The sequence below is a fragment of the Leucobacter edaphi genome (assembly GCF_016522535.1).
GTDB lineage: Bacteria > Actinomycetota > Actinomycetes > Actinomycetales > Microbacteriaceae > Leucobacter > Leucobacter edaphi.
This window is the reverse complement of the sequence record NZ_JAEHOI010000009.1, coordinates 1-16,622: the sequence shown is the minus strand read 5'-3', so window position 1 is coordinate 16,622 and position 16,622 is coordinate 1. Positions and strand designations below refer to the sequence as shown.

The following is a 16,622-nucleotide window of genomic DNA, read 5'->3' as shown; positions in this document are numbered from 1 at the left end:
CGCCAGGGCGAGCGGGTGGCCCTCGGCGAGCGGGGCCCAGGCCGTCGCAACGCGCACGGGGTCGGACCCGGGGCGCTGCCGGATCGGCGGCGGGGACTGCCGGATCGGCGGCGGGGACTGCGGGATCGCTCGCGGGGCATCCGGATCGCTCACGGGGCATCCGGATCGGCGGCTGGGCTCCCAGATCGGCGGCTGGACGGCCAGATCGGCTGCGGGGCTCCCCGGATCGACACTGGGCCGCCTGGCCGCGTGTGGGCGCTTCCGCGCGGTATCCCGAGGAACCTCCGGATCGACGAGTCCACCGGAGTCACACGGGCCGTCCGGATCGGCGGAGCCGCCGCGTACAGCAGAACCCCCACCTGAGGCAGGGGTTCTGAGTGACTCTGGTAGCTGAGGCGGGGCTCGATCCCGCGACCTCACGATTATGAGTCGTGCGCTCTAACCAGCTGAGCTACTCAGCCAAACTTCCGGCGAACCGGCAGAGTCAGAGCCCCGAGCCAGGATTGAACTGGCGACCCCTTCCTTACCATGGAAGTGCTCTACCACTGAGCTATCGGGGCGCGGCCATCTCTCGATGACAACCGTTAGAGCGTAGCACTTTTCGCATCCCGATGCGAAATCTGCTTGGCTAGTACGGGACGCCCTCGCGTTTCGCCGCAGTGGGCGGGGAAAGCCAGGGTTTTTGTCTGCTGAGGAGGAATCGTGAACGGCCGGATCGTGGCGATCGTCGGAGTGGTGCTCGCGCTGTGGATGGCGGCGGGCCGCTGGCTTTTCGGCATCGGCGGATCGCTCACCTGGTGGTATGCGCCGACGATCGGGCTCATCTACGCGGCGCTCAGCATCTGGCTCGGGGCACGGATCCGGATCACCCACGCGCGCGGCAAGCGAACTGGCCGGGCGACGATCGCGAGCACCGTCCTCACCTGGTTGTGCGCGATCGGCTTCGGCCTCACCGTGCCCGACCTCGCGGGCGGGCAGCTCGTCTCGATCCTGAGCCTCGCCTCCGGTTCGGCGTTCTCAGCGGAGATGTCGATCGCCCTGTGCAACCCGCTCGGGATCATCGCGTTCGCGATCATCGTCGCGGCGCTCGCGTTCGCCTACGCGGACGCGCGGGATCCGAAGCCCGAGGAGGACGAACTCGACGGCGGCGGCGAGGGCGGCATGGTCGCGCACCCGCTGGCGTAGCGAGCGGGTCGGCCCGAGAACGAACGATGCCCGGCCAGAATTCGCTTCTGACCGGGCATTCGTGGCGGAGGGTAGGGGATTTGAACCCCTGAGACGGGGTTACCGCCTGCTTGTTTTCAAGACAAGTTCCTTCGGCCGCTCGGACAACCCTCCGCGGAGAAGCCTAGCAAAGCCGGGCGCGCGGGCCTTCCACCCCGGCGCCGCCGCCGCACACACGCGGTTACCCGGCCGCCTCTCGCCGCGGGGCGTGCCTCTGCCCTGCCGCCCGCTCCTCGGGCGGCAGGGCGTGCAATAACTGAGCGATGTGCGTTTAATAAGCCCGAATCCGCGATTCTGGGCTTATTAAACGCACATCGCTTATTTTGTGAACCGGACCGGCCGGGCACGGCACGGCCCCAACAACCGGCGCGGCCCGCAATGCCGACGCGGCCCGCAACGCGGCACGGCCCCAACAACCGGCACGGCCAACAACGCCAACAGGGCGCGGCCCCAGGCCCGCCCGCCCCGGATCAGCACCGGGCGCCGGGCGGCCGCGGCGGCACCGCCGTTACGCCCCGAGCACCTCGGGGAATCGCTCGCGCAGGGCCGCGAGCAGGCCGTTCTCCTCGATCGTGCCGGTGACGCGGCGCGCCGCGGCCTGCACCTCGGGTACGGCCTGGCCCATCGCGGCGGAGTCGCCGTGGCGCCCGGCCCACCGGAGCATGTCGATGTCGTTGCGGCCGTCGCCAGCGGCGAAGACGCGGCTACGGTCGATGCCCATGCGGCTCGCGATCACGTCGAGGGCGCTCGCCTTGGTGACACCGTCGGGTGCGATGTCGAGCCAGGAGGTATTCCCAACGGCGTAGGAGACGTGGGTGAGCCCGAGCGTCGAGACAGCGTCGAGGAACTCTTCGAGGTCGTGATCGGGGGAAACGACGACAACGCGGGAGGCCTGCACCCCGAGGAGTTTCTCGAAGGGCACGAGGCGCTGCTCCGAGGGGAGGGTGCCAGTGGGGATCGGCTGCGTGTAGAGGAACCCGCCGTCGGCGAGTTCGACCGCGAAGCTCGCCGTGACGAGCCGGGTGCGGATCTTCTTGAGCGCGTCGCTCGGGTCGAACGCCTCGACGTATTCGCGGCGGTAGGCCCGATGGGCGAGGGGATCCCGCTTCAGCGTGACGGCCCCGTTCGCGGCCACCATCCACTCGGGACGGATGCGCAGGCGCTCGGCGATCGGGATCGTCGCGTCGACGGATCGCCCGGTCGAGAGCACGATTTCATGGCCGGCGAGGTAGAGGGCGCGGATCGCCTCCGCGAGATCGGGGTCGATGTGACCGCCGAGCGCGTCGTCGCCCGCGCCGCCGAAGCCGTGGCTGAGCACGGTCCCGTCGATGTCGAGCGCGACGATGTGCCGTTCGGAAACGGGAAGCCGATCCGCCTGTTCTGACGAGATGCGGGCCATTCCGATCCCTCCTTATCCGTCCGTGACCGGGGTCAGGACCTCGAGCCCGCCGAGGAATGGGCGGAGCGCTTCGGGGACGAGCACGCTGCCGTCCTCCTGCTGATGGGTTTCCAGGATCGCGACGAGCCAGCGCGTGGTCGCGAGAGTGCCGTTGAGGGTCGCGACCGGGGCCGTCTTGCCGGATTCGGTGCGGAAGCGGGTGGCGAGGCGGCGCGACTGGAACGTGGTGCAGTTGCTCGTGGAGGTGAGCTCGCGGTAGGCGTCCTGCGTGGGCACCCAGGCCTCAATGTCGAACTTGCGGGCGGCGCTGGATCCGAGGTCGCCTGCGGCGACGTCGATCACGCGGTAGTGCAGGCCGAGCGCGGTGAGCATCTCCTCCTGCCAGGCGACGAGGCGATCGTGCTCGGTCTCGGCGTCGGCGGGGTCCGTGTAGACGAACATTTCGAGCTTGTTGAACTGGTGGACGCGCAGGATCCCGCGGGTGTCCTTGCCGTGCGAACCGGCCTCGCGGCGGTAGCAGGTGGACCAGCCGGCGTAGCGGATCGGGCCGTCGGCGATGTCGATGATCTCGTCGGAGTGGTAGCCGGCGAGGGCGACCTCGCTCGTGCCCGTGAGGAACAGGTCGTCGGCCGGGAGGTTGTAGACCTCGTCCGCGTGCTCCCCGAGGAAGCCGGTGCCGCGCATGATCTCGGGCTTCACGAGCGTCGGGGTGATGAGCGGGATGAAGCCGTGGGCGAGCGCGCGTTCGAGCGCGAGGTTCATGAGCGCGAGTTCGAGCCGGGCGCCGACGCCGCGCAGGAAGTAGAAGCGCGCGCCGGAGACCTTGGCGCCGCGCTCCATGTCGATCGCGCCGAGCATCTCTCCGAGCTCCAGGTGATCGCGTGGCTCGAATTCGAAGGTCGGCTTCTCCCCCACGGTGCGCAGGGTGACGAAGTTCTCCTCGCCGCCGGAGGGCACGCCCTCGATCACGATGTTCTCGATCCGCATCGCGAGGGCGTCGAACCGCTCGCCCGCCTCCTTGGCTCTGGCGTCCGCGGCCTTGACCTGAGCGGCGAGTTCCTGCGCCTGCGCGATGAGCGCGGGCTTGTCCTCGCGCGAAGCGGTCTTCACCCGCTTGCCGAACTCGTTCTGCTCGGCGCGCAGCGTCTCGTACTCGGTCAGCGCGGCCCGGCGGGCGGCGTCTGCGGCGAGCGCCTCGTCGACCACCGCCTCGTCGTTTCCACGGGCGCGCTGCGAACGCTTGACGGCATCGGGATCGTTGCGGAGGAGGACTGGATCGATCACCGCACCAGCTTATCGGGGACGGGCTGAGCGGGGGCGGCGGATTGGACGCGGCCGGGCCGGTCGGCCCGCCGTGAGGTGCTTGGACCAGCCGCTCGCCTCGCACCGCTGCACGCCGAACAAAAGCCCACCGTTTTTTGTTGCTACCAGGTGACTCCAGCCTCGACGAGGATACGATTTAGCCATGTCCGCCGCCCCCGATCGCCACCAGCCGCGAGCCGCGGTGGTCTATCAGCCGCACAAGACCGATGTCGCGGCGCTGCGCTCCCTCGTTGCCGAGCAGGAGAACATCGCCGGGTGGAGCGCCACCCGCTGGTACGAGACCGAGGAGGCGGACGCCGGGCTCGGGGCCGCACGACGGGCGGTGGCCGACGGCGCGAGCGTCGTACTCGCGAGCGGCGGCGACGGCACGATCCGCGCGGTTGCGGAGGGTCTCCGCGACACGGGAGTGCCCCTCGCGGTGGTCCCGCAGGGCACGGGCAATCTGCTCGCCCGCAATCTCGGGATGCCGCTCGGTCGCATGGAGGATTCGGTTCGGGCCGCGTTCTACGGCAGGAATCGGCCGATCGACCTGGGGATCGTCACGATCGTGCGCGAGAACAATGTCGAGGAGGAGCGCGTATTCCTCGTGCTCGCGGGGATGGGGCTCGACGCCCGCACCATCTCGGCGACGAGCGCCACACTCAAGAAGCGCCTCGGCTGGCTCGCGTACGTGGACGCCGGGGTGCGCACGATGCTCAAGGACAAGCCACTGCAGATCCACTACTCGGTGAATCGCTCTCCCGTGCGCACGCAGTCCGTCTACACGGTCATGATCGGGAACTGCGGCCTCCTGCCCGGCGGTGTGCTGCTCATCCCCGACGCGAAGCTCGACGACGGGCAGCTCGACGTCGTGGCGCTCCGACCCCTCGGCCCGTTTTCCTGGCTGCGGATCTGGCGGAAGATCGGGTGGGAGAACGGCGTGCTGCGGAAGTCGAAGGCGGGCCGCAAGATCATCGACCTCGTGAACGACAGTCGCTCGGTGACCTACCGCCGCGCTGAGCGGTACGCGCTCGCGGTTTCGGAGCCGGAGCCCCTGCAACTCGACGGCGATGATTTCGGGCTCGCGCTCGCGGTGCGCGGCGCGGTAGACCCGGGTGGGTTGATCGTGCGCGTGCTGCCGGAGTGGAGCGAGCCGACGCTCTAGGAAGCGCTCGCCGGCGCGGGATCAGGACTCCCCGTCCGGCGTTCCCTCGATGACTCCGCGCAGCCAGTCCCTGGCGTCGCGGAAGGCGTCGTTGTCGTGCACGTCGCGGGTGGTGGCGGCGATGCGGTCGGCGCGCGGGTAGGAGCCGAGGAAGACGACGCGCGGGCTGAAGCGCTTCACGCCGAGGAGGGCGTCAGCGACGCGCTCGTCCTTCACGTGCCCCTCGGCATCGATGACGAAACGGTACCGACCCATCCGGTCGCCGATCGGCCGGGAGGCGAGGAGGGTGAGGTTGACGCCGCGTGCCGCGAACTGCTCGAGGAGGTCGAGCAGCGCGCCGGAGCGGTCCTCCGGGAGCTCGACGATGAGGGAGGTCTTGTCGGCTCCGCTCGGCTCGCCGACCGGGACCGTGCGGCTGACCAGGACGAACCGGGTGACGGCGTCGGGATTCTCGGCGATCCCCTCGGCAAGGACGTCGACGTCGTAGTGGTCCTGGATCCCGGGTGGGGCGATCGCCGCGTCGACGCCCTTCTCCGCGGCGAACAGGTCGGCCGCCGCCTGCACGTTCGAGGTCGCAGGGAGGTGCCGGTGCGCGGGCGCGTGCGCATCGAGCCAGGCGCGGCACTGCCCGTAGGCGACGGGGTGACCGGCCACGACGCGCACGTCCTCGAGCTTCGTTCCCGGCCGCACGACGAGCACGAAACGCACGGGAACCAGGTATTCCCCGATGATCCGAAGTCCGGGGATCGTGGCGAGCGCGTCCTGCGCGACCGTGACGCCGCCGTCGATCGAGTTCTCGATCGCGATCATCGCTGCGTCGCTCGCCCCGGTCACGACGTCATTGAGAGCCTCGCCGAGGTTCGCGACGGGGTTCCAGGTCTGGCCGGCCGCCTCGGGCACCTGCTTGAGCGCGGCCTCGGTGAACGTGCCCGCGGGGCCCAGGTAGGAGTAGCGGCGGGTTCCCTCGGGGGTGTGCGACATTCCCCCAGGGTATCGTGCGGTTCGCGGGTCGGCTCGGCGGCGCTATCCGAGTACGCGGGCGACGAGCGCCTGCGCCGCCGCCTGCACCTCGGCGAGGTGCTCCGGCCCCCGGAACGACTCGGCGTAGATCTTCATGACGTCCTCGGTGCCCGAGGGTCGGGCGGCGAACCAGGCGTGCTCCGTCTGCACTTTCAGGCCTCCGATCGGGGCGTCGTTGCCGGGTGCGCGGGTCAGGATCGCCGTGATCGGGTCGCCTGCGAGTTCGGTGTCGGTGACGTCGGCCGGCGACAGCGCGCCGAGCCTCACCTTCTGCTCGGGGGTCGCGGCCGCGTCGATCCGCGCGTAGGCCGGTTCGCCGAATTCGGCGACGAGCTCGCGGTAGCGCTCGGAGGGCGACTTCCCGGTCACCGCGAGAATCTCGGCCGCGAGCAGCGCGAGCAGGATCCCGTCCTTGTCGGTGCTCCACGCCGATCCGTCGAAGCGCTGGAACGATGCCCCCGCGCTCTCCTCGCCGCCGAATACGACGCTGCCGTCCGACAGTCCGGGCACGAACCACTTAAAGCCGACGGGCACCTCGAGGAGCGTGCGGCCGCGCGCGGCGACCACGCGATCGATCAGCGCCGACGACACGAGCGTCTTCCCGATCCCCGCCGTGACCGGCCAGTCCGGGCGATGCTCGAGCAGGTAGTCGATCGCAACGGCGAGGAAGTGGTTCGGGTTCATGAGGCCGCCGTCTGCGGTGACGATCCCGTGCCGATCCGCGTCGGCGTCGTTGCCCGTCACGATCGCGAAGCCCGGGGCGTCCGCCTCAACGGTCGCCATGACGTGCGCCGATGACGGATCCATCCGGATCTTGCCGTCCCAGTCGAGGTGCATGAACCCCCACTGCGGGTCCACGCCCGGGCCGAGCACGGTGAGGTCGAGATCGTAACGGTCCCGGATCGCCGCCCAGTAGGCGACGGAGGCGCCCCCGAGCGGGTGCGCCGCGAAGCGAATCCCTGAGTCCCTGATCGCGGCGAGGTCGATGGCATCACTGAGGTCCTCGACGTAGCCGCCGAGGAAGTCGTAACGTCCCAGCGCCGCCCGCTCGTCGCCGGCGAAGGCCCGCGGGATGTTCTCGATTCCGGCCTCGAGCAGCTCGTTGGCGCGGGCCGCGATCCAGTTCGTCGCGTCCGTGTCGGCGGGGCCGCCGTGGGGCGGGTTGTACTTGAAGCCGCCGTCGGCCGGAGGGTTGTGGCTCGGGGTCACGACGATGCCGTCGGCGCGCATCGGATCGTCGGCCGCGCGGTCGCTGTTGTGCGTGAGGATCGCGTGACTCAGCGCGGGCGTCGGAACGAACGCCTCATCGCCGGTGCCGGACGCCGCGAGGACGTGCACGTCGGCCGCGAGCAGCACCTCGCGCGCGACGCGCTCGGCCGGCGCGGACAGCGGGTGCGTGTCGGCGCCGATGAACAGCGGCCCGCGGATCCCCTGTTCGGCCCGGTACTCGGCGATCGCGGCGCTCATCGCCACGATGTGCGACTCGGTGAAGGATCCCTTGAGCGAGGATCCCCGGTGTCCCGACGTGCCGAAGACCACGCGCTGCGCGGGATCGCTCGGATCCGGGGTCCGCTCGGTGAACGCTGCAAGCAGCGCTTCGACGTCGATCAGGTCTTCGGGGCGCGCGGGGCGGCCGGCTCGCTCGTGCATGGACCCAGTCTGCCAGGGAATCCAATGAATGACCCGGGTCACCTCGCGTTCATCCGCGCTGGCTATCCTGGTGCCATGGCGCAGAGCGATCCCCACAACCGTCGCGACGAGATCGAGTGCTGGCTCACCGACATGGACGGAGTGCTCGTCCACGAGGATCGCGCGATCCCCGGAGCTGCCGAGCTCATTCAGAGCTGGCGCGACCAGGAGATGCCGTATCTCGTGCTCACGAACAACTCGATCTTCACGGCCCGAGACCTGAGCGCGCGGCTCGCGGGCTCAGGCATCGACGTTCCGGAGGACCGGATCTGGACGAGCGCCCTCGCGACCGCGGCGTTCCTCAAGCAGCAGAAGCCGGGGGGCTCGGCGTTCGTGATCGGCGAGGCGGGGATCCTCACCGCCCTGCACGATGCCGGCTACGTGATGACGGAGACCGATCCCGACTTCGTCGTGGTCGGCGAGACGCGCAACTACTCCTTCGAGGCGATCACGAAGGCCATCCGCCTCATCATCGGCGGTGCTCGCTTCATCTCCACGAATCCTGATGCGACCGGACCCAGCCCCGAGGGGCCACTCCCCGCGACGGGATCGATCAACGCGCTCATCACGAACGCGACGGGCAAACGCCCCTACATCGTGGGCAAACCGAACCCGATGATGTTCCGTTCGGCGCTCAACCGGATCGGCGCCCACTCCCACAACACGGGAATGATCGGCGACCGCATGGACACCGACGTCGTCGCGGGCATGGAGGCCGGGCTCCACACCGTGCTCGTCATGACCGGGATCTCCGACCTCGCCGAGATCGAACGTTTCCCGTTCCGCCCCGACGAGGTGCTGCCCTCGGTGGCCGACCTGCTGTAGGCCGCGCGCCCGGCGCACCCCGAGCCTCCGGGGCGTCTCTGCTACGCCTCCCGGGTCTCCCCCAGTGCCGCGCGAATCCCACCGATCGCGGCGCGCGCGCCCGTGACGAGCGGGAGCTCGCCGTCCGGCAGGAACTGCGGCGAGTGGTTGACGGGCTGCTCGGTCGCATCTGCGGCGTACGCCCCGAAGAACCAGTAGACGTTCGGCACGCCGATGCTCGTTGCGAGGCCGCCGAAGTCCTCCGACCCCATTCCCGGTCCGACCGTCAGCACCCGCTCGGCGCCGAGTTCGGCGGCGATGCCCGCGCGAACCACGCGCGCCTGCTCGGCGTCGTTGACGAGTGCCGGGAAGCGGTAGAGCTCCTCGACCTCGGGCTCCGGCGCACCGGAGGCGGCGGCCTCCGCGCTGATCACCCGCCGGATCGCGGGGATCAGCGCGTCCCGAACCTCGTCGGTGAGCGTTCGCGTGTTGAGGGTGAGTTCGGCCCGATCGGGGATGATGTTCTCCTTCACCCCGGCGTGGAACGTTCCGCAGGTCACGACGGCCGCCGACTGCGGCGCGATCTCCCGCGCCACGATCGTCTGCAGCCGGGTCACGATGAACGCGCCGAGCACGATCGGGTCGATCGAGTCCTGCGGCTGCGAGCCGTGGGACTGCTTGCCGTGGATCGTGACCTTGAGCGCATCCGCGGCCGCCATCGCGGGACCCTCGCACAGGGCGACGGATCCAGCCGGGACCGCGGGAACCACGTGCTGGCCGAGCACCACGGCGGGCCGCGGGGCGCGATCCCAGAGCCCGTCGGCGACCATCGCGTTCGCGCCAGCCGCGGTCTCCTCACCCGGCTGGAAGATCCACACGATCGTGCCCGACCACCCCGCGCGATCGCGCTCGAACACTCCGCACGCGGCGAGCGCGGCAGCGGTGTGCGAGTCGTGGCCGCAGCCGTGCATCACGGGAACCTCGGTGCCATCAGGGAGAGTGCCGCGCGCCTCGGAGCGGAACTCCGCGCCCGTCTGCTCCTCGATCGGGAGCCCGTCGATGTCGGCGCGGAACGCCACGACCGGGCCATCGCCGTTGCGCTGCAGGCCGACGACGCCCGTGCCGCCGCAGCGGAAGTGCTCGATCCCGAGCCGATCCAGCGCCGCCTCAATGAACTCGGCGGTGCGATGCTCCTGCATCGAGAGCTCGGGATGGCGGTGCAGCTCACGGTAGGTGTCGGTGAGTTCGATTCGATCCTGATCTGCGAGTTCAAACACGTTCGGTCCCTTCGTACGTTTTCTCGGTCCACGGCGGCCCGGTTTGCCACACCGGCCGCTCGCGCTCGAACTGCCTGGCGAGCGCGAGCAGCTGCGCTTCGCTTCCCGGTCGGCCGACGAGCTGCAGGCCAACGGGTAGGCCCTCCTCGCTGAACCCGCACGGTATGCTCAGCGCCGGGTACCCCGTGAGCGAGATCCGCCAGGAGGCCCTCATCCAGTCAAGGTAGTCGTGCTGCGCAACCCCGCCGACCTCTTTCGGCCAGATTTCATCCGCGAGGAAGGGCAGGGCCATGGTGACGGGCGCGGCGAGTACGTCGATGCGGGCGAACAGCTCGACGAACCGCTCGTGCACGCGCTGCCGGGCCCGCCGGGCGGCGTGAAAATCGTCGAGGCTCAGGCCGAGGCCGAACTCGGTGTTCTGGACGAGTTCCGGCCCGAGCAGCTCTCGGTGCTCGGCGAGCATCTCGCCGAAACCGTCGGCGTAGTTCAGCCCGCGCAGCACGCGGAACGCGCGATCCGCGCCGGTGAAGTCCGGTTCGACGTCGATCACGCGGTGGCCGAGCCCCGCAAGGGTCGGCCGCCCGTCGCGCTCGAGAACGCTGCTGATCTCCGCCTCGATCTCGAGGCCCCCGAGCGTGCGGCTCCACCCGATCAGGAGCGGTGCCGACTCAACCACGGGAATACTGGCGGGCAGCGACCCGGCAATCGCGATCGGCGAGCGTCCGTCGGCCCCCGAGAGCACGCTGAGCAAGAGCGCCGTGTCGGCGACGGTGCGGGCCATCGGCCCATTCGTCGCGAGTGTGTCCCAGCTGTCGCTCCCGGGCCAGTTCGGCACCCTCCCGGCGGTCGGTCGCAGGCCCACGACGTTGCAGAACGCCGCCGGATTCCTGAGGGATCCGCCCATGTCCGAGCCATCGGCGACGGAGGTGAAGCCCGCGGCGAGCGCCGCCGCGGCGCCGCCGCTCGAGCCGCCAGCGCTGCGCGCGGGGTCGTAGGGGTTCACAGTGGTGCCGAACACCCCGTTGTAGGTGTGCGATCCCGTGCCGAACTCCGGCGTGTTCGTTTTCCCGATGATGATCGCACCGGCAGCGCGCATCCGTTCCACGACGAGGGAATCCCGCACCGGCACGTGATCCGCGAAACGCCTCGACCCGTAGGTCGTGCGGAGCCGGGCCGTATCCTCCAGGTCTTTCACCGCGACCGGAAGGCCCTCGAGCGGCCGCACCGGGAGCTCCGCGGCACGCCGCCGATCCGACGCCGCAGCGGCAGCCTCCGCCGCGCCGAAGTCCGTCGTCACCACGGCGTTCAGCACCGGATTGCGGATCTCGATCGCGCGCCTGGTTTCCGCGAGCAGTTCGACGGCGGAGAGCTCGCCGCGCGCAAGCAGCTCGAGCTGCTCGAGCGCGGGCCGCCGCACGAGCTCCTGATCTGAGGTTTCGCTCATTGATTCTCCCGGGCTGATCGGCGCCGCTGCTGCAACGCGCCTCCGCAACCGATGCTCCGCTCACGGGCCGGAAGTGTCAACCGAAAGAATCGCGGAGCCGGGGCGAACACCCCGAAATTCTGCGCGCTCCCGGCTCAGCCCCGCTTCAATCCCGCTTCGAGGACCGCATCTTCAGCAGCATCTGCACCAGGACGAACACGAGTAGCAGGGAGAAGGCCACGTTCGACCAGAACGGGGTGATGTGCGTCGCCACGATCGAGCCGACCGGCGACAGCGCCGCGGCAGCGATCCCGACGATGGCCGCTGTCCGCAGGTCGACGTTCTTCCTGCGAGTATTCCCGATCGTGCCCGAAATCGAACCGGGGATCAGCATCACGAGCGAGGTCCCCTTCGCGATCAGGTCGCTCGCACCGAAGAAGAACATGAGCACGGGCACGACGATCACGCCGCCGCCCACGCCCAGCAGCCCGGACAGCACGCCGGTCACCACTCCGACGAGCACGAGCATGATCCCCATGAAGACCGTCATCGAGATCGCGGCATCGCGCTGCGGGACCACGAACCACAGGCTCACCGCGACGACGAGCAGGAAGCTCATGAACAGCCAGCGGAGGAACGCCGTCGGAACGCGCGCGAGCAGATAACTCCCGATCTGCGCCCCCACGACGACACCGGCCGCGAGCAGCACCGCGGCGAGCCAGTCGACGTTCCCCTGCACCGCATAGCCGATACTGCCCGCGATCGCGGCTGGCAGAATCGCCGCGACGGACGTTCCCGCCGCGAGCCGCTGCTCGAAGCCGAGGAACATGACGAGCAGCGGGACCAGGACGATGCCGCCACCGATCCCGAACAGCCCGGAGAGGAGACCGGTCAGACAGCCGAGCAGCAGGAGGATGAGGACGTTGGGGCGTTGAAGCTGTGCCATTCGTGGGTTCGATTCTGTGCAGAGGGTGGGATGGGTTCGAGTGCGATGCTCCGCGTCAGCCGCCTCCGCCGACAACGACCGCAGACCCGTCCGAGCGCGGATCGCTCGCAGCGTCCACGCGAGCAGGTGCTGCCTCGCGTCGGATCCTGATCAGGTTCGAGTGGCCGAGTTCCTCGGAGAACGGGGCGACCTCCTCGAGCGTAAACCCCGCGGCTCGGATCGCGTCCTTCGCGGTCTCCGGCACGTCCCGCTCGGCGAGCACGCGCGGTGCTTCGCCTGGGCGTCGCTCGGTCACCATCCAGCGGGGCGCGTGCGTCGCCTCCGCGGGCGAGGCTCCCGCGACGCTGCGGAGCAGCAATTGCGCGTGGATCTGGGGTTGTGCTGCGCCACCCATGGTCGCGGGCACCCAGGCGACCTCGTCGCCGTCGAGCACGAGCACCGGCATGAGGGTGTGCCTCGGCCGCTTGCCCGGGCCGAAGGCGTTCGGCGATGCGGGGTCGAGGGAGAACGAGGTGCCGCGGTTCTGGAAGATGATGCCGGTCTCTGGCTCGAGGATATGCGAGCCGAAACCCCAGTACACGGAGTTAATGAGGGAGACGGCCCAGCCGTCGGCCGTCCAGGCGGAGAAACCGACCGTGTCGCCGCTCGCCTTCGGGTCGCCCGGCAGCTGCTCCTCGACCGGCGGAGCGGCGTGCGCGACGAGTGCTTCGCCGGAGGCGCCCGTCCTGGGATCCGCGAGCAGCGCTGCCCGGATCGCGTTCGCGTCGCGGAACGCCTGAGCGAGCTCGCCGGCACCCGCGCCCAGCGGATCGTCGATCCCGTCGGTCACCGCGCGCAGCGCCCGCAGCAGCATGAAGCCCGAGGTGTTGGGCGGGCCGGTGAGCACGCGCAGGCCCGCGAACTCGCCCTCGAGCGGGTCGGCCCAGAATGCCTGATAGTCGATGGCGTCCTGTGCCGTGATCCGGGATCCGAGTCGCTGCAGACCGGCGATCCACTTCGCCGCGGTCTCGCCCTCGTAGAACTCGGCGGAGCCCCCCTCCGCGAGCCGTCGCAGCGTCCGCGCGAGCGCTGGCTGGACGAGCGGCTCGCCCTCCGCGATGGGCTCGCCGTCCGGGTAGAAGACGGCGCGCGCGCCGGGATCCTGGGCGAGCGACTCGCGGTCCTCGACGAGCGCGGCCGCAACCGATCGCGAGTTCGGGAATCCCTGTTCGGCATACCGGATCGCGGACTCGAAGTGCGCGGCCCATGGGCGCGTCGCGCCGTACTCGTGGAGCGAATTCCAGCCGCAGATCCCTCCCGGGACGGTGATCGTGTCGATGCCGCGCAGCGGGAGCGCGTCGCCGTGCTTCTCGCGCAGCGCCTCGATCGTCTGCCCGGCCGGCGCCGCGCCCGTCGCGTTGAGGAAGCGCACCTCCCCTTCCGGGCTCCGCACGAGCGCCACGAGGTCTCCGCCCAGCGCGACGTTGTTCGGGTAGACGACGCACAGCGTCGCCGCGGCGGCGAGGGCCGCGTCGACCGCGTTCCCGCCGGCCGCGATCACGGCCGCTCCGGCCTCGGTGGCAAGGTAGTGCGAGGTCGAGATCGCGCCTCGCGGGGCGGTGGTTGCGGATTCGGTCACTGCGTCGTCTCCTGCTCCTGTGATGCGCGCGCGATCTGGTGCCCGATATCGAGCACGTGATCGCGGGCCTCGTGTTCGGCGAGGTCGCCGTCGCCGGTGGCGATGGCTTCGTAAATGCGCCGGTGGGCAGCGCTCGATGCGGCCCGTCTGGCGCGTGTCTGATACCGGCTGGACCTGCTCGGCGCGATCTGCTGAGCGATCTTCTCGTTGATCAGGGCCAGCAGCGGGTTGTGCGCGTACTGCGCGATGGCCTGGTGGAAAGCTCGGTCGAGTTCCGCGTAGCGCTCCTGCGATACGTCGGCTTCCATGGCCTCGACGAGCTCCCGGAGCTGGGCGAGATCGCGGGCCGTCGCCCGCTTCGCCGTGATGCGGGCGATCGGGGGCTCGAGAATCGCTCGAAGCTCCATGATGTGCTGGATCTCGGGGTTGAGTCCACTCACGGATTCGGAGAGCCCCTCGGCGATGCTCGAGCCCTCCCCCGGCGCGAGCACCACGGTGCCGCGGCCGGGCCTGCGGTCGATGAGCCCGCGGTTCTCGAGCTCACGCAATGCCTCGCGGATCGAGACGCGGGAGACCCCGAGATGCTCGGCGAGCTCCCGCTCGGGCGGAAGCCGATCGCCTGGGGCGAGTTCGCCCTCGAGAATCAGTCGTTCGAGGTCGACCGAGAGCCGGTCCGGAAGTGACAGGGTCGTCGCGTGACCGATCTTGCTCCAGTCCATCGAACCCTCCCGCGCCGCGCATCACCCTCATTGGTAGGACCAACTAATGATCTACCCTATCCGATTTCGCGGGGATCGGCCCCATCCAGAGGGTATGCGAGGCGGAACTGTTCGGCGGTCGGGCCCGGCGCGCAGTGCACGATTCGCTCGCAATACCTGCACGGCGGATCAAGCCCTGTCGCATCGGGAACGCAAAAGGCCGGGCCCCGCCACGGGGTCCGGCCTTTCGCGGGATCGAGCAACTACTGCGGCGAAAGCCCCAGATCCTCGAGCCCGATCGCGAAGCGGTATTCGTAGCCCTCGCTCTCGATGCGCTCCTTCGCGGGCGCCTGGCGATCGACGACGACGGCGACGGCAGCGATCTCCGCACCGACCTTCTTGAGCGCCTCGATCGCCTTCAGCGGCGATCCGCCCGTCGTGGACGTGTCCTCCACGACGACGACCCGCTTCCCGTTGAGGTCGGGGCCCTCGACCTGCCGCCCGCGCCCGTGGTCCTTGGGCTCCTTTCGGACGACGAACGAGTCGTAGACCTCGCCGCGGGCGACGCCCTGGTGCATGATCGCGGACGCGATCGGGTCGGCGCCCATGGTGAGCCCGCCGACGGCGACGACGCCGTCGATGTCGCCGATGAGGTCGAGCATGACCTGTCCGATCAGCGGTGCCGCGCGATGGTCGAGGCTCAGCTTGCGCATATCGATGTAGTAGGTGGCCTTCTTGCCGCTCGTGAGCGTGAAGTCGCCGTGGAAGACGGCCTCGTCCTTGATGAGCTCGATGAGCTGTTCGCGTGCGCTGGTCATGGCTTCGATTCTAGCGGCGGGGCGTCACGCGAACGGCCCCGCCCCTGATCCGGCGCTGGATCTGGGGCGGGGCCGGGACGGCGCTCAGCTACGAGGCGTTTGCCGCCTGGTTCACCTCGGCGGACTTCACCGCGTAGGCCGCGATCTTGTTGCGCTCGAGCACCTTCTGGTAGCTGCCCTCGTCGATCAGCGCCTGGAACGCCTTCTGGATCGCGGTCACCATCTCGGTGTCCTCCTTCAGGACGCCGATCCCGCTGTAGACCGGGTTGAATCCCGCGGGGTTCTTCGGGTCGCGGACGATGTCGAAGGTCTTGCCGTTGCCCGTCGAGGCGACGACGTACTCGACCACGACGGCATCGGCCACGTAGGCCTGACTCTTCCCGGCGCGGAGCGCGGTCTGCGCGTCGAGGTCCATCGGCAACTCCATGAGCGTGATCCCGCAGTTCATGTTGCGCAGCAGTTCGACCTGCACGGTCGCCTTCTGCACCGAGACGGTCTTGCCGCAGAGGTCCTGCTGGGTGGTGATCTTGTCGGGGTTGCCCTTGCGGACGGCGACCGCGAAGCCGCCGTGGGAGTAGTCGATGAACGAGAGCGTCTTCTCGCGCTCAACGGTGTCGTTCATGCCGCTCATGATGATGTCGTTCTTGCCGGCCTGCAGCGACGGGATCACCGAGTCGAAGGGCTGCTTGTTGATGGACACGTCGATCCCGAGTTTCTGACCCAGGAGCCGGCCGAGTTCGGGATCGAAGCCGATCGCGCGGTTGTCGGCGTCGTACATCGCCATGGGCGGCGCGGGGATGTCGACGGCGATGTTGATCTTGCCCGCCGCGGTGATTTTCTCCGGGAGGAGCTTCGTCAGTTCGGGATCGGCCTTCGTGGTGATCTCGTCGCCCGCCGGTTTGGCAGAGCTCGCGTTCGAGCTCGCGGCGGAGTCCTTCGCGGCGGAGTCCGCGCCGCCGGAACAGCCGGTGAACGCGAGTGCCGCGGCGGCCGCGAGCGCGAGGAGGGACAGCTGGGTCTTTTTCATGTGTGATCCTTCGTCGTTGGAGGTCAGCAGTGGGTGGAAAGGAAACCTGGGGTGGTGTCGGCTGAGGCGGTCAGCTGGCGGCATGGCGGGTCCCCGGGCCGCTGGCGCCGCCTGCCGCACACGCGAGCGGCGGGGGGGGCGCGGGGCGGGGGGGGGGGGGGGGGGGGGGGGGGGGGGGGGGGGGGGGGCGGGGGGGGGGAGGGAGATGGAGG

Annotated in this window: 14 protein-coding genes and 3 tRNA genes; 3 read left to right on the top strand and 14 right to left on the bottom strand. The window is 69.7% G+C overall.

Going from position 1 to position 16,622, the window contains the following annotated elements:
- Window positions 1-384: 384 nt before the first annotated feature.
- Window positions 385-461 (bottom strand) — tRNA-Met (locus JD292_RS09245).
- A gap of 27 nt (window positions 462-488) precedes the next feature.
- Window positions 489-560, bottom strand: a tRNA-Thr gene (locus tag JD292_RS09240).
- A gap of 142 nt (window positions 561-702) precedes the next feature.
- On the opposite strand from JD292_RS09240, the gene JD292_RS09235 reads away from it, so the two are divergent.
- Window positions 703-1,185 (top strand): hypothetical protein, encoded by a 483-nt coding sequence (locus tag JD292_RS09235; RefSeq protein WP_369411217.1) that lies wholly within the window; start codon window positions 703-705, stop codon window positions 1,183-1,185.
- A gap of 62 nt (window positions 1,186-1,247) precedes the next feature.
- Here the strand turns inward: JD292_RS09235 and JD292_RS09230 are convergent.
- From JD292_RS09230 to serS, 3 genes are all read right to left on the bottom strand, one after another.
- Window positions 1,248-1,338, bottom strand: a tRNA-Ser gene (locus JD292_RS09230).
- A gap of 394 nt (window positions 1,339-1,732) precedes the next feature.
- Window positions 1,733-2,623: an HAD family hydrolase gene (locus JD292_RS09225; protein ID WP_200132466.1), complete on the bottom strand. Its 891-nt coding sequence runs from the start codon at window positions 2,621-2,623 to the stop codon at window positions 1,733-1,735.
- Window positions 2,624-2,635: 12 nt separating this feature from the next.
- Entirely contained in the window at window positions 2,636-3,907 is a 1,272-nt protein-coding gene (serS, locus tag JD292_RS09220; protein WP_200132465.1) for a serine--tRNA ligase, read from the bottom strand.
- 181 nt (window positions 3,908-4,088) lie between these two features.
- Between serS and JD292_RS09215 the strand changes: the two genes are divergently transcribed.
- Window positions 4,089-5,090, top strand: coding sequence for a diacylglycerol/lipid kinase family protein (locus JD292_RS09215; protein ID WP_200132464.1), 1,002 nt, complete (start codon window positions 4,089-4,091; stop codon window positions 5,088-5,090).
- Window positions 5,091-5,111: 21 nt separating this feature from the next.
- On the opposite strand, the gene pheA is transcribed toward JD292_RS09215, so the two are convergent.
- Both pheA and pgm read right to left on the bottom strand, forming a co-directional pair.
- Window positions 5,112-6,071 carry a prephenate dehydratase gene (pheA, locus tag JD292_RS09210; RefSeq protein WP_200132463.1) on the bottom strand — a complete coding sequence of 320 codons (960 nt, stop codon included), beginning with the start codon at window positions 6,069-6,071 and terminating at the stop codon, window positions 5,112-5,114.
- Between the two features lie 42 nt (window positions 6,072-6,113).
- A complete protein-coding gene (gene pgm, locus JD292_RS09205) occupies window positions 6,114-7,760 on the bottom strand; it encodes a phosphoglucomutase (alpha-D-glucose-1,6-bisphosphate-dependent) (protein WP_200132462.1) in 1,647 nt (548 codons plus the stop codon).
- Between the two features lie 75 nt (window positions 7,761-7,835).
- Here pgm and JD292_RS09200 point away from each other — a divergent pair, with 75 nt between their 5' ends.
- Complete coding sequence (locus tag JD292_RS09200; protein WP_200132461.1) at window positions 7,836-8,624, top strand: HAD-IIA family hydrolase; 789 nt, start codon at window positions 7,836-7,838, stop codon at window positions 8,622-8,624.
- A 41-nt stretch (window positions 8,625-8,665) separates the two neighbouring features.
- On the opposite strand, the gene JD292_RS09195 is transcribed toward JD292_RS09200, so the two are convergent.
- The 7 genes from JD292_RS09195 to JD292_RS09165 all read right to left on the bottom strand — a co-directional run bounded on the left by JD292_RS09195 (window position 8,666) and on the right by JD292_RS09165 (window position 16,410).
- Complete coding sequence (locus tag JD292_RS09195; RefSeq protein WP_369411216.1) at window positions 8,666-9,880, bottom strand: amidohydrolase; 1,215 nt, start codon at window positions 9,878-9,880, stop codon at window positions 8,666-8,668.
- The gene (locus JD292_RS09190) at window positions 9,873-11,324 is read right to left on the bottom strand and encodes an amidase (RefSeq protein WP_200132460.1); all 1,452 of its coding nucleotides are present in this window, start codon (window positions 11,322-11,324) and stop codon (window positions 9,873-9,875) included. The genes JD292_RS09195 and JD292_RS09190 overlap by 8 nt, the downstream gene beginning before the upstream one ends.
- Window positions 11,325-11,469: 145 nt before the next feature.
- Window positions 11,470-12,249, bottom strand: a complete 780-nt coding sequence (locus JD292_RS09185; RefSeq protein WP_200132459.1) for a sulfite exporter TauE/SafE family protein — start codon at window positions 12,247-12,249, stop codon at window positions 11,470-11,472.
- 55 nt (window positions 12,250-12,304) lie between these two features.
- On the bottom strand, window positions 12,305-13,867 hold the full coding sequence (locus JD292_RS09180) for a gamma-glutamyltransferase family protein (protein ID WP_200132458.1): 1,563 nt from the start codon (window positions 13,865-13,867) through the stop codon (window positions 12,305-12,307).
- A complete protein-coding gene (locus JD292_RS09175) occupies window positions 13,864-14,586 on the bottom strand; it encodes a FadR/GntR family transcriptional regulator (protein WP_200132457.1) in 723 nt (240 codons plus the stop codon). The genes JD292_RS09180 and JD292_RS09175 overlap by 4 nt, the downstream gene beginning before the upstream one ends.
- Window positions 14,587-14,828: 242 nt before the next feature.
- Window positions 14,829-15,383 (bottom strand): orotate phosphoribosyltransferase, encoded by a 555-nt coding sequence (gene pyrE / locus JD292_RS09170; RefSeq protein ID WP_200132456.1) that lies wholly within the window; start codon window positions 15,381-15,383, stop codon window positions 14,829-14,831.
- 88 nt (window positions 15,384-15,471) lie between these two features.
- Window positions 15,472-16,410 carry an ABC transporter substrate-binding protein gene (locus JD292_RS09165; RefSeq protein ID WP_200132455.1) on the bottom strand — a complete coding sequence of 313 codons (939 nt, stop codon included), beginning with the start codon at window positions 16,408-16,410 and terminating at the stop codon, window positions 15,472-15,474.
- Window positions 16,411-16,622 lie beyond the last annotated feature (212 nt).

Bases quoted from the DNA above. Each gene is read 5' to 3' on its own strand.
- JD292_RS09185 (WP_200132459.1), bottom strand. From the start codon at position 12,249: ATGGCACAGCTTCAACGCCCCAACGTCCTCATCCTCCTGCTGCTCGGC.
- JD292_RS09215 (WP_200132464.1), top strand. From the start codon at position 4,089: ATGTCCGCCGCCCCCGATCGCCACCAGCCGCGAGCCGCGGTGGTCTAT.
- JD292_RS09190 (WP_200132460.1), bottom strand. From the start codon at position 11,324: ATGAGCGAAACCTCAGATCAGGAGCTCGTGCGGCGGCCCGCGCTCGAG.
- JD292_RS09165 (WP_200132455.1), bottom strand. From the start codon at position 16,410: ATGAAAAAGACCCAGCTGTCCCTCCTCGCGCTCGCGGCCGCCGCGGCA.
- JD292_RS09225 (WP_200132466.1), bottom strand. From the start codon at position 2,623: ATGGCCCGCATCTCGTCAGAACAGGCGGATCGGCTTCCCGTTTCCGAA.
- pyrE (WP_200132456.1), bottom strand. From the start codon at position 15,383: ATGACCAGCGCACGCGAACAGCTCATCGAGCTCATCAAGGACGAGGCC.
- pgm (WP_200132462.1), bottom strand. From the start codon at position 7,760: ATGCACGAGCGAGCCGGCCGCCCCGCGCGCCCCGAAGACCTGATCGAC.
- JD292_RS09200 (WP_200132461.1), top strand. From the start codon at position 7,836: ATGGCGCAGAGCGATCCCCACAACCGTCGCGACGAGATCGAGTGCTGG.
- JD292_RS09175 (WP_200132457.1), bottom strand. From the start codon at position 14,586: ATGGACTGGAGCAAGATCGGTCACGCGACGACCCTGTCACTTCCGGAC.
- pheA (WP_200132463.1), bottom strand. From the start codon at position 6,071: ATGTCGCACACCCCCGAGGGAACCCGCCGCTACTCCTACCTGGGCCCC.